This window comes from Microbulbifer aggregans, assembly GCF_001750105.1.
Taxonomy (GTDB): Bacteria; Pseudomonadota; Gammaproteobacteria; order Pseudomonadales; family Cellvibrionaceae; genus Microbulbifer; species Microbulbifer aggregans.
Genome location: NZ_CP014143.1, coordinates 2,047,348 through 2,059,841 on the forward strand (window position 1 = coordinate 2,047,348; position 12,494 = coordinate 2,059,841).

Here is a 12,494-nt window from a genome sequence, read left to right on the forward strand (position 1 = left end):
ATGCTCAATCCAGAATTCTTGCATCTGGTTGACTACTTCAAGTGGGAAATCATATTCCTTGTAGTAGCATCTTTGTCAATTTTGCTCAGGAAGTGGCGACTGGCATTTGTGGGAATTGCATGTATTGGCGCTGTTTTTGTTGGGAAAACCTTCGGTGTGAATACCACGAAGCCGGACATTGATGATGTAAGTATTGTTTCTTTTTCTGTCCGTTCTGGTAATAACCAAGCGATAAGCGACATTGGGCGCGTGTTGGAGCTGGCCCCAGACGTCATCTTGTTTCAAGAGGTCATCCTGAATAGGGCATTAGAGAATGTGATTTCTGAGGCTGGCTACAGCATCTGCTCTTTTCACAGTAAGGCTTCGCTGATTGCAGCAAAAAGACAAATCACCAACTGTGAATTACACGGTAATGTGATCGAAGTTGAAGTTGAAGGCTACTCCAATACGAAATTCTTCAATATACATGCACCTAAGTTCTTCGTTGATCTTGAAACCTATAACGATTTCTTTGAAGCAGTGATTGAAATCGCAAATACAGAAGATCCGAACGTAGTGATAGGTGGTGACTTTAATTCGCTGGTTACAGGCACCTGGAGGAAGAAGTTAAAGAAGATCGGTTTTGTTGCAAGCATCGATGAGCTAGCAGCAGGTTTCAAGACTACTTTTCCAGCATCAGGCAGGAGGTTGGGTGTGCTTCCACCACTGCTTGCAATTGACGATATATATGTAAAGGGATTGACAGTAGTGCAGTCGAAGGTCATATACAATAATAGCGGCAGCGATCACTTTCCAATAGTTGCCTATATAGAAAATCCTGAAGGGGCAGAAAGTGAAAATATTGCGAAATAATAGCATTGCCGCTGTTATGTCTAAATTCGCATCTGCAGGATTTTCATTTGTATTTGTCTGGTCTGTAGCATTTGTCCTTGATACAAGGACTGCAGGTATATTCCTGTATTCCTATATGCTTGTCACAGTACTCGTGCAGCTGGCTCGCGCTGGGACCGAGAACTCTATGCTGCGAATTATTCAGTCAACTGATGATCGTGTAGAAACCATATCCAAGCTAGTTGTATTTCTCGTATATGTTGCAGGCATGACAATTATATTCGGGGGGATGTTATTTGCTTTGGTAGGGCTCGGTATTATTCAGATCTATCAAGATACGCAGGCATCTCAATCACTCTGGCTATTATTGGTGCTCGCGTTGTTGTTTGGTGTCAGCCAGGTATTTGGAAGCTATTTCCAGATCCAACGGAATGTGTACTCACAGTACTGGTCATTAGCGATATTTGTCTCGTTTGCAGGTTGTCTTGCAAGTGCCCTGGTCTATTTTGGCCAGTCCGAGGTAGACGTTGTTCAGTACACATTAACCTTCCTCTTGATCTCGATGCTGTGCTTCGGAATCACGCTTCTTCTACTTTGGCATTCACTTGGGAAAAAATGTAGTAAGGAAAAGCGGCATGAGGAATTGGTGAATGCAAAGGGCATTCAAGTCATAAAGTCGACAATGCCATTTGCCCTGCTGACTTTTATACATATAACCACGCAATGGGGTGGGCAGCTTTTATCAGGTGGCTGGTTAAAGGAAGAAGAGCTGGCGATGTTGTCGGTGGCCACTCGGCTCGCCATGTTAACTAATTTTGTTTTTCTGGCCTTGGCAGCTTTGCTTGCTCCATCCTATTCGAAACTTTATGAAGAGAATAAAATAAATCAGTTTGAGGCTATTTCCCTCAGGTCAGTAGGTCTCTCCACCTTGTTTTCACTGACATTGATTTTAATCTTCATTGTTTTCGGTAAAGCTATTTTAGCTTTCTTCGGAGCGGAATATCAGGCTGCCTATTGGGCGCTGGTTATCCTTTCGGCTGGCTGGCTTGTGTGCGTAATAGTGGGACCGACGAGTGAAATACTGTTAATGACTGATAGAACCCGCGAAGTACGAAAAAGTTTGATCGTGTCCTCAATCATTACCGTAATTCTCTCTCTTATTTTGATCCCCTTGTTCCGTGTTGAGGGTGCGGCCATCGCCGGAGCCCTGGGGTTGACAGCCCTCTCATTACAAAATTATGCAAAAGTAAAAAAAGCGTATGGAATAAATTTTCTCTCTCCCAAATCCCAGGCTGCTCAGCTTGGGTCAATATGGCAGATGTTCTTTGTTCAAGGATGGCGGTTGAATAAAAGGAATGTGTAATGAGTTCAAATTCTAGAATTCCAGAAATACATGTCGTATTTGTATCATACAATTGTGCGGAAGCAATATATAAAGTAATAACACAGATAAAAAACAGTTCATATCCCAATAATAAAATAAAAATTATCGTTGTTGATAACAATTCAGTAGACGATCTTGGGTTTTATATATCTAAAGTCGAAGATTTTGAAATTAAAGTTATTCGCAATAAGTGGAATATTGGCTTTGGGAGCGCTTGTAACAAAGCATTGCCTCATCTACCAGAAGATGGCTATGTTCTATTCCTTAATCCCGATATTACTCTAAACAGAAACAGCATTGGTAACCTGGTTGAGTATGCACTTAGCCATCCGTTCGCTGAGATCTGGGGCGGCAAAACAATCGATAATAATGGATGTTATGACGGTCAGTCTGCTTGGCGGGAACCGAGCCTGGCTGGATTATGGTGCTGGGGCTTACTCGGTGACATTTTATTAAAGCGGCTGAAATTATCTTTGCCAGATGCATATTCAGAGAAAGAGCTGAAAACTAATAGCCGTGTTGACGTTGTCTCTGGTTGCTTCTTTATGATTCGGGCTGCTTTGTTTAAGGAGCTTGGTGGCTTCGACGAGCGTTACTTTATGTACTCCGAAGAAGTGGATCTATGCCGACGAGCAAGGAAAATTGGTGCCAAACCAAGAATTGCGTTAAAGGCGACACTTCGTCATGAAGGAAGTATGACGATTGAAAGCACAAAGAAAATTGAATTCTATTTCGATTCAAAGATGAAATACATCAAACAGTACTGGCCAAAGTATAAGTACTATTGTGGCGCCGCAGCAATCTTAACCGGTGCTTCAATACGGTTCATGGCGCTCTATATGGCAAGTGTTGTTGGGCTTGCGAAGAAGCGCGCTGCGTATGGCTGGTTTAGGCTTGCGCGTCAGCAAATGCAGACAGTGGGAATGGTTAAATAGATGGAAAAGGAAGCAATGTGTCCAGCAATCATTATTCCCGCGCATAACGAGTCCAGGGTAATCGGTCGTCTGCTAAAAGCGCTTAGTCCTGCCGCTATTAACGGTGAGTTCGAGGTTGTTGTTTCTTGCAATGGCTGCACCGACGGGACAGATGAGATGGTGCGAAACAATTATCCAGAAATGCGCTGTCTCAATGTAAAACAGGCCTCTAAAGTAGCAGCCCTAAATGCAGCTGAGGAAAGTGGACTCGGTTTTCCGAGAATATATATTGATGCTGATATTGAAATAGACCTCGATTCGGTAAGATCGCTGATCGATGCTGTGGCGTGTTCTAAGCGTCCCTTACTCGCAGTGCCAACAGCGATTCTGAAACGAGATGAAGCAAGCTGGATCGTGAGGAAATATTACTCAGCATGGATGAAGACCATTTTTTATCGTGAACAGGGCTTCGGTGGTGGTGTTTTCGCTCTAAACAAGCCGGCAAGAGTGAAATTCGGATCCTTCCCGGATCTGATAGCCGACGATACCTATGTCAGACGAACCGTTGGACTGAAGAATATCAAAGTTGTCAAAAATTCAAAGGCATATGCTCGTGTTCCAAGGACTGTTGCCAGCCTGCTCAAAGTGCTGTCCAGAGTCAAGCTTGGCAACAGACAGCTGAATCAAACCATCGGCTTATGCGCAAATCGGCATAGCAAAGCTAATGCTTATGAAAATCTGGGGTTTTTGGAGCTCGTAATATACCTGTTAATTAATAGTGTTGCTCAGCTATTGGCATGGAAGCCAATCGATAAAATGGATTCGTACAGGTGGCAAAGAGATGAAACATCAAGAGCATGATGTATTGATAAGAGGTTCAAAGAGAAAGGTACTGGCTGCATCATCAACTGGCGGACATTGGGTTGAGCTACTTCGTCTTCAGCCGTCGTGGCAGGAGCATAATGCGGCTTATCTAACATGTGACCCGGCGCTGCAGAAACAGGTCAGTCCCTCGCCATTCTTTGTCGTGACAGATGCAAATATGAAGAGCAAAATTGCTCTTATTAAATTGTGCATTCAAGTGTTTCGGGTGATTTATGCGTATCGCCCTGATGTGGTCATATCTACAGGTGCTGCACCAGGATTCTTTGCTGTCTTTTGGGGCAAAATATTTGGCGCCAAAACAGTCTGGATCGATAGTGTTGCAAACATTGATCAGTTATCTTTGTCAGGTAGAAAGGCCAAGTTTTTTTCAGATGTCTGGCTTAGTCAGTGGCCGGATCTTGCTGGTGATGAAGGTCCTCAATTTCGGGGGCGTGTATTTTGATACTCGTGACAGTCGGAACTCAGTTACCTTTTGAACGTCTGGTAAAAGCTGTAGATGACTGGGCAATTACCAACCAATACTTTGATATTGTCTTTCAGGTCGGAAAGTCGTCCTATCAACCCAGGGTAGGCAAGAAGTATGACTTTCTTGCAGTCGATGAAATGGATGACCTCGTAGCTAAGGCAAAGATTATTGTTAGTCACGCGGGTACTGGAACGATATTTAATTGCCTGTCTATAGGTAAGCCGATGGTAATGTTGCCCAGGCGCTTCAAGTATGACGAACATCGCAATGATCACCAGTGGCAGACCTTCTTGGCGTTTAAGGAGATGCCCGGAATCTATGCTGCGGAAGAAGAAGATGAAGTCGCGAGGCGTATCGAGGACGCACTACTGGAGAAGTCGTATGAGAGCAAGATAGGCGCATATGCTGATGAGGAGCTACTGGATTTTTTACGAGCTGAGATCAATTTTGTGTGAGCGAGAAAATTTTCTCAGCAGTGCGCACATTAAGAAATGCTTAATAGACTGATATTATCTTGTAGCCTGGCTTTTGTGTTCCTTATTGAACGGTCAAATATTTGTGGCTTTAGTGTCGTGGAGTTGATGGTGGCTTATTTGGGTTCGATAAGTGGAGTTACTAGAGCGAATTTTTTGTGGTTTGGCGACAAAAATAAATGCTAGCTCTTATCCGTTTCGGATTTTGGCTGCTTTTTATCATCCTAATCATTGCCGGTACGCTAAGTAGTCCTGTCAGACAGATATTTAAACACTGGGATCAGGTGTTACATGTCGGCATATTCCTGGCGCTAGCGGTGTTGTGGATTACCGGATACGGAAGGCATGTTGCTTGTATCGCAACGCTATTTTTGGTTGGGCTGTTAATCGAAGCTTTTCAGGGGATAGTCCTTCCAATGCGAACTGCAGATCCCCTGGATGTGGTTGCGAACCTGCTTGGAATTATCGCCGGAACTATGATCGGTAGTTTCATTCGGTCGAATTACATGTCACGCCAATCGCGAGGCAGGAAAGCCGCCAGGTTATGATGATTTATGCGAAAATTTTTTACTTGTTCCTCACAAATGTGTCTTGAAAAGCTTCTTCGAGCGGAGTAGCTTGAAGAGGTGAGGCAGAGCCGACTCTGCCCGGTTTGGCAAAGGGATATATGCCAAACATCGATGTACCCCTTTATAAGATGTACTTGATGGCCGCGATGATTTGATCCGTGGCTGAATGGTTCAGAATAAGGATTTGGGGTGTTATGAAACAAGGATGGTTGATAAGGCATCGTCGTGGAGTGGGTGTTCTATACCGGCTTTTCGACGGCTTGATAATCTCAGTTGGTCTTATTTTCTGGGTCCAATATTTCCAGTACGAAATATCCAGTGAATGGCTGCTTTTGGCTTCAGTCTCGACTATCGGCTTTGCTCTCATGGCCGAATCCCTCGAAGTCTATCGGTCCTGGCGCGCAGATTCTTTCCTTAAGATGGTTAGTTACACCATTGCTTCTTGGTGTGTACTTCTTGGTGTGGCACTCTCAGTAATATATGTAACAAAAACGTCAGACCTTTTTTCTCGACTTGTGATTGGCTGTTGGGCCGTCAGCACAGGTGTTCTTTTTATCGCCTGGCGGTTTAGTCACAGGCTATTGCTGATGTTTTTGAGAACCCGAGGCTACAATTCGAGAAAAGCCGTGATTATTGGCCTCAATGAGTCCGGCTTGCGCCTTGCCGGTAATATCGAAGCAGAAGTACATCTAGGGATTAAGCTGTCGGGTTTCTACCGTAGTGAGTACGACCAGGTCGATGAAAAGATGCTGGACGGATTTGGTCCACGTTACAGCGTACTCGGGGATGTGGCACAGGCTCTGGCCGATGCACGCGACGGAAAAGTGGATCTTTGTTATATCGCCCTCCCATTGCGCGCGGAAAAACATATTGCCCAGCTGCTGATCGAATTTGCCGACACACCGGCGACAGTGCATGTGGTGACGGATCTGTTTGTCAGCAACTTGATTCATGGACGTCTCTACCATGTAGGCGATTCCAACATTCTCAGCGTTTACGACACCCCAATAGAAGGTATTACCGGTTGGATTAAACGTGTCGAGGACTTGGTCCTGAGTGCTGTAATCCTCACCGTTATTTCTCCCCTGATGTTGGTCATTGGTCTGGCTATCAAGGTAACGTCGCCAGGACCCGCAATATTCAAGCAGACTCGCTATGGCCTTGATGGGCGACCTATAGATGTATGGAAGTTCCGGACGATGTCGACACAAGACAACGGCGAGATTGTAGTGCAGGCCTGTAAAAATGATCGCCGGGTGACGCCAATTGGAAGATTCCTTCGAAAAACATCCCTCGACGAATTGCCGCAGTTTATCAATGTCCTGCAGGGCAGTATGAGTGTCGTAGGTCCCCGGCCCCATGCCGTTGCTCATAATGAGCAATACAGGAAGTGTGTTTCTGGCTATATGCTTCGCCATAAAGTAAAGCCTGGAATTACGGGGTGGGCTCAGATCAATGGGTGGCGCGGAGAAACAGATACGATCGAAAAGATGGAAAAAAGGGTCGAGTATGATCTGCAGTACATCAGACACTGGTCTCTGTTGCTAGACGTGAAGATTCTTTTTGCCACGATCATGATTGGGTTTATCAACAAAAATGCCTATTGATCCCAGCATGTGTGATGGCAGGCGAATAATAAATAGATGAAATCAGTAAGTAATAATTGTGAGAGCGGGGTGGTTCGATGAAGAAGAAGATAATCGCAGGCGCAGTAACAATGACACTATCTGTTGTTGCCAGTGCTCAAAATTCTGAATCAATGGAGCCTGCCGGGTTGGAGATCTATGACGGTCTCATGCTTGTCCCGGCGTTGGGAATTGAATTTCTCCATGATGATAATGTTGCCCGTTCCCAGGATGCTGAGATTGAAAGCTGGGTCACCTTGATCAACCCAAACCTTCTCCTGCTCGCTGAAAGTGGTAAGAAGGAGTATGGCCTCCGATACAGCGCAGAGATTGCGAGCTACTTTGATAGTGAAGAGGATGATTATGTTGATCATACTCTGGAAGCTTTCGGAAAATTTGACATCAATATCAGGAACTATTTTGAAGTTTCAGGTAGTTATGAAGATGCCCATGAGGCAAGAGGAACTGGTTTTTCCAGGGGGTTTGGAGAGTTTCTTGAGGAGCCAGATCGTTACCAAAGAGCAAGTCTTGATGGCCGTTACCGCTACGGAGCACAGGGTGCTAAAGGAAATATAGAACTGCTTGCAGGTACACAGAATACTGAATTTGAGACGGCCCTTTTCTTTGATGGTCGTGACTACGATACGCACTATGGCACAGGTCGGTTTATATACAACCGGAGTGGAAAAACCCAGCTCTCGCTTGAGCTAACAAGAAGATCGATTAGTTATGGCGAGCTTCCTGGTGAGTTTGCCAATCTAGACAGTGTTGAAAATGAAGTGCTGGTAGGTGCTTCTTGGGAGGCAACTGCAAAAACTACCGGTAGCATCCAGGTGGGCGCCCAAGAGAAGAAATTTGACGATGTTTCGCGTTCTAACTTTTCTTCACCAACCTGGGAAGTTGGAGTTCTCTGGGAACCAAAGAGCCATATGGCCTTTGACTTTTCGGCCAGACGTGACATCGAGGAGTCCCGCGGTCTGGATGACTTCACAGATGTGCGAACTCTTTCTTTAAGCTGGATAAATCGCTGGTCAGAAAAGCTATCTTCGACCGCAACCATATACAGTCAGGATGTGGATTATGGTGGCCTCGAGCGGACCGAAGATGAAGTTGGCAGCGATATTAACCTTAATTTTCAGATGAAGCGTTGGCTCGGTTTTAGTCTGGGCTACTCTAGCCAGACTGTAGAAAGTAACGCGGACGGCTTTGGTTTCGAAAGAAATATATTTTTCATTGGAGCCAGTGCTTCTCTGTGATTAATAAACAAGCAGTAGAATTTTAAACAGGGTATATAAGATGACCACGGCCCCGGAAAGTTACGGAAGCAAACTCAAGCTCGCCATATCAGCGTTCATTCTCGCTATTACAGCCTTTATTGCGCCTCTGGCCCTCGCGGACTCAACAGCCGATTATGGACTTGGCGCCGGTGACAAAATTTTGATCAATGTGTACGGCGAGGAAGACCTCACTGTTGAGACTGAAATTAGTGAAAGTGGCAAGGTCAACTATCCATTTCTGGGTGAGCTGTACATCCAGGGACTTACAGTCGCTGAGCTAGAAGAACGGATCACCAGCGGTTTGCGTGGCAGATATTTGGTAAAGCCAAATGTCCATGTATCGATCCTTGGGTACAGACCTTTCTATATTTATGGAGAGGTCGAAGTACCTGGCGGTTATCCATACCAGCCAGGTCTTACAGTTGGAAAAGCAGCCGCTCTGGCGAAAGGATTTACGGAGCGGGCATCCAAGAAAAAGATTTACGTAGTACGGGCCAATGACAGCAGCCAGAAGCCGCTGAAAGTTGATCTCAATGACAAGCTTCAACCTGGTGACGTTGTCACTGTTGAAGAAAGCTTCTTCTGAGGGTGATATGAACGACCTAATTAGGAATTTTCCACAAGACACCGCCGCTCAGCCTGAGGCTTTTGATATCCGGCAGTACATAGGCGTCGTCAACCGCTTCAAGTGGTACATACTCGGCTTGACAGCGGTAGCAACCCTGGGCGCGATACTTGTCACATCAGCTTTGCCTAAGGTCTATGAAGCGACTGCAACCTTGATGGTAGAAGCTGAGCAGCCTAAAGCATTGAAGATTGAAGACGTGTATGGGCAAGACCCGACACGCCAAGACTATATGTCTACGCAGTTTGAGATGCTCAGATCGAGAAGTATCGCGAGGGAGGTCGTCACTCGGCTGGATTTAGTTAATGATCCGAAGTTTGCCGCTGACAGAAACTCAGTATCACTGAAGGCAGCTATCAAAGGTGTTTTCAGTTCAGGGCCCTCCTACGGAAATGTCACCAGGGAAGAGATGGAGGCCATAGAGCTTGAGAAGGTGGTTGATAAGGTTGCGGACAATCTGACAATCGAACCTGTCATCAATACACAGTTCGCAAAAGTCAAGTTCGAGTCCAGGTCTCCGGAAATTGCTGCTCGAGTTGTCAACACCGTGGCTGAAGTCTTTATTGACAAGCACCGTGAGTCCAAAAATGCTATGACCCGGGAGGCATCCGTATGGTTACAGCAGCGTTTGGAGGATCTTCGCGGGAAGCTTGAGGAATCTGAGGAGCGCCTTCAGAGTTATCAGGCTGCGCAAGGTCTGGTGGACGTTCAGGGTGTGCAGAGTCTTGCCTCTCAAGGATTGAATGAAATTACTACCGACCTCATCCAGGCAAGAAAAGAGCTCAAACAAGCGGAAAGCCTGAGAGATCTGGTTACCAACCGTGAATACGATATCAATGCGCTGGCCAGCCTGCCTGAGGTTCTCAATCACGGAGTGATTCAAGACGTAAAGAGAGCGGAGGTAGCTGCTGCTGCTAGGGTGTCTGAGCTTTCACAGCGCTATGGCCCAATGCATCCCAATATGATCGCCGCGAGGCAGCAACTCGGTTCTGTTCAGCAGAAGCTTCGCACTGAGATACGTCAATTGATCAGTGGTATTGAAAACGATTTTGAGGCTGCCCAAGCTAATGTCGCTGCCCTTGAGCGTGAACTTGATACCGCGAAGCAGGACTTCCGTGAGCTTGACCGTAAAGATACCCGTCACAATGAGCTAAAGCGGGAGGTCGAGGCGAATAGGCAATTATATAACGCTTTTCTAACCCGGTATAAAGAGACCAGTGAAACGACTGGGTATGAAGGCGCTAATGCCAGGCTGATTGATGAGGCTTTACCACCCCAGGCTCCCTCTAAACCGCGAAGACTCCTACTGATAGCGGCAGCATTCATGGGAAGTTTGATCGGCGGCTTGGGGCTGGCATTTGTTTATGAAGCATTCAACGATAGTGTGCAAACTGCCGTCACTGTCCAGAATAAGCTCGGCCAGCAATTGCTGGGAATGTTTCCTAAGGTGAGCACGAAAAGCGGAAATAGATTCCGACTTTCAACCTTTATCAGGGCTGCGCATACTCCTTTTGCTGAAGCCGTACGCACACTTCGGACTAACTTCGTTCTTAAACATGTCGATAATCCAGCCAAGGTCGTCGTGGTGACATCCTCCGTGGCAGGCGAAGGCAAGACGACCGTCGCTGAAAATATGGCTCTGGCCCTTGCCCAAATGGAGAAGGTGGTCCTGGTCGATGCAGATTTACGACGTCCATCCGTTGGTAAGGATTTCGGGTTGGCTGTGTACATGCCAGGGCTTTCCAATTTAATCAACGGTAGTAATTCGTTGGCGGAGTGCACCTATTTTGATGAGCGGCGCGGTCTCGACATCCTGCCGTCAGGGGTTGTTCCCCATAATCCGCAAGAGCTACTGGGTAAGCCGCAGCTTGCGGAGGTCATCAAGTCATTGGCCGAGAAGTATGACCGTGTGATCATTGATACTCCCCCGATTCAGGTAGTGAGCGATGCTCTTATGGTTTCCAGACTTGCTGATTCCACCGTATATGTAGTTAAAGCGAATGGTGAATCTCAGGCATTCGTGAAAACTGGACTCGACAGGTTGATTGCGACCGGTGCAAAAGTTGATGGCGTTGTATTGAATCAGGTGGAAAGCCCTGCAATGTCAGGTTACTTCGGTGATTATCAAGGATATGAAGGCGGTTATGGTGCAGGTGCCGTTTATGGCGCAGGTGGTATGCCACCCGGTATGAGAAGTCGCAAGGAGCCTGACCTGGAACTGGAAGGCTAATTCCGTGCTGGCAGAGGTAGCTTATTGACCAAATTGGAAGTCGACCGAAATATGAGAAAAGGAATTATTCTTGCTGGGGGATCTGGGACCCGGTTATACCCGCTCACCCAGGGGGTCAGCAAGCAGCTTATGGCTGTCTATGATAAGCCGATGGTTTACTATCCCTTATCAACACTTATGCTGTCCGGTATCAGGGAAGTCCTTATTATTACCACTGAAAGGGATTGTGCCCAGTTCAAGAGCCTTTTAGGCGATGGTGCTCAATGGGGCATGGCATTCAGCTATGCGATTCAGTCAAGACCAGAGGGCATTGCGCAAGCACTGATCATTGGTGCTGATTTCATTGGGAACAATAGCTGTGCTTTGGTGCTAGGCGACAACATTTTTTATGGGCACAATCTCACTAGCACACTCCGTGCGGCTAATGACCGCACTACGGGTGCTTCTGTGTTTGCTTATGAAGTTTCTGATCCCGAGTCTTACGGTGTCGTTGCCTTCGATAGTAACCAGCGCGCACTAAGCCTCGAGGAAAAGCCAAAAATTCCCCAGTCAAACTTTGCTGTAACGGGGCTATATTTTTTCGATAATCAGGTGTGTGATATTGCAAGAGATATCAAGCCAAGTAAGAGAGGTGAACTTGAAATTACCGATGTAAATCGTTGGTACCTGGAGCAGAACCTTCTCAATGTAGAGATTTTGGGGCGCGGAAGTGCTTGGCTCGATACCGGTACTCACGACCGCCTTCTCGAAGCAGCCCAATTTGTCCAAACAATTGAGCGCAGACAGGGTCTTAAAATTGCCTGTCCTGAGGAGGTCGCATTTCGTATGGGCTATATCAGTAAACGTCAGCTCGAGAATTTGGCTGAACCGTTGCTCAAGAGTGGCTATGGACGGTATTTGCAGAAAGTGATATCGAGCACCGATATGCCTAAGTTACCTAATGAGCGTGTTCTTCAGCCTGCTATCTAGCTGGAATGTTCGTTTTCAGCCTTTATCTAGTCTGTTAAAGATGCCGATGGCGCAAATGCTAGCAATGCATCGGCTTTTTCTTTCCGTCATCGATTGTTTGGGGTGCCAGAGGATCGAAAGGGCAGTGCTGTTAAAGCATTAGGCAGCCAATATTCTGCGCCATTCCTTACAGAAATCCTTCAATCCCCGAATTCTCCACACTGTCGTCTAAAGCCGCTTTACTGCCAGCGATATCAAGCGATAACC

General features: G+C 46.4%; 11 protein-coding genes. All 11 read left to right on the plus strand.

Going from position 1 to position 12,494, the window contains the following annotated elements:
• The 11 genes from AUP74_RS08835 to rfbA all read left to right on the plus strand — a co-directional run bounded on the left by AUP74_RS08835 (nt 1) and on the right by rfbA (nt 12,248).
• The gene (locus tag AUP74_RS08835; protein ID WP_069947255.1) at nt 1-852 is read left to right on the plus strand and encodes an endonuclease/exonuclease/phosphatase family protein; all 852 of its coding nucleotides are present in this window, start codon (nt 1-3) and stop codon (nt 850-852) included.
• Nucleotides 833-2,194: a lipopolysaccharide biosynthesis protein gene (locus AUP74_RS08840; RefSeq protein WP_145924353.1), complete on the plus strand. Its 1,362-nt coding sequence runs from the start codon at nt 833-835 to the stop codon at nt 2,192-2,194. Before AUP74_RS08835 ends, AUP74_RS08840 begins: the two co-directional genes overlap by 20 nt.
• Entirely contained in the window at nt 2,194-3,150 is a 957-nt protein-coding gene (locus AUP74_RS08845) for a glycosyltransferase family 2 protein (protein ID WP_069947257.1), read from the plus strand. The genes AUP74_RS08840 and AUP74_RS08845 overlap by 1 nt, the downstream gene beginning before the upstream one ends.
• On the plus strand, nt 3,151-3,990 hold the full coding sequence (locus AUP74_RS08850; RefSeq protein WP_069947258.1) for a glycosyltransferase family 2 protein: 840 nt from the start codon (nt 3,151-3,153) through the stop codon (nt 3,988-3,990).
• A complete protein-coding gene (locus AUP74_RS17040) occupies nt 3,971-4,456 on the plus strand; it encodes a glycosyltransferase family protein (protein WP_083260889.1) in 486 nt (161 codons plus the stop codon). The genes AUP74_RS08850 and AUP74_RS17040 overlap by 20 nt, the downstream gene beginning before the upstream one ends.
• A 5-nt stretch (nt 4,457-4,461) precedes the next feature.
• Nucleotides 4,462-4,935 carry a glycosyltransferase gene (locus AUP74_RS08855; RefSeq protein WP_158514558.1) on the plus strand — a complete coding sequence of 158 codons (474 nt, stop codon included), beginning with the start codon at nt 4,462-4,464 and terminating at the stop codon, nt 4,933-4,935.
• 781 nt (nt 4,936-5,716) lie between these two features.
• Nucleotides 5,717-7,129: an undecaprenyl-phosphate glucose phosphotransferase gene (locus tag AUP74_RS08865; RefSeq protein WP_069947261.1), complete on the plus strand. Its 1,413-nt coding sequence runs from the start codon at nt 5,717-5,719 to the stop codon at nt 7,127-7,129.
• 77 nt (nt 7,130-7,206) lie between these two features.
• Nucleotides 7,207-8,403 (plus strand): outer membrane beta-barrel protein, encoded by a 1,197-nt coding sequence (locus AUP74_RS17045; protein ID WP_083260891.1) that lies wholly within the window; start codon nt 7,207-7,209, stop codon nt 8,401-8,403.
• 40 nt (nt 8,404-8,443) lie between these two features.
• The gene (locus AUP74_RS08885) at nt 8,444-9,010 is read left to right on the plus strand and encodes a polysaccharide biosynthesis/export family protein (RefSeq protein ID WP_069947265.1); all 567 of its coding nucleotides are present in this window, start codon (nt 8,444-8,446) and stop codon (nt 9,008-9,010) included.
• Nucleotides 8,958-11,279, plus strand: a complete 2,322-nt coding sequence (locus AUP74_RS08890) for a GumC family protein (RefSeq protein WP_083260892.1) — start codon at nt 8,958-8,960, stop codon at nt 11,277-11,279. The genes AUP74_RS08885 and AUP74_RS08890 overlap by 53 nt, the downstream gene beginning before the upstream one ends.
• A gap of 51 nt (nt 11,280-11,330) precedes the next feature.
• Nucleotides 11,331-12,248 carry a glucose-1-phosphate thymidylyltransferase RfbA gene (gene rfbA, locus AUP74_RS08895; RefSeq protein WP_069948789.1) on the plus strand — a complete coding sequence of 306 codons (918 nt, stop codon included), beginning with the start codon at nt 11,331-11,333 and terminating at the stop codon, nt 12,246-12,248.
• Nucleotides 12,249-12,494: the final 246 nt, after the last annotated feature.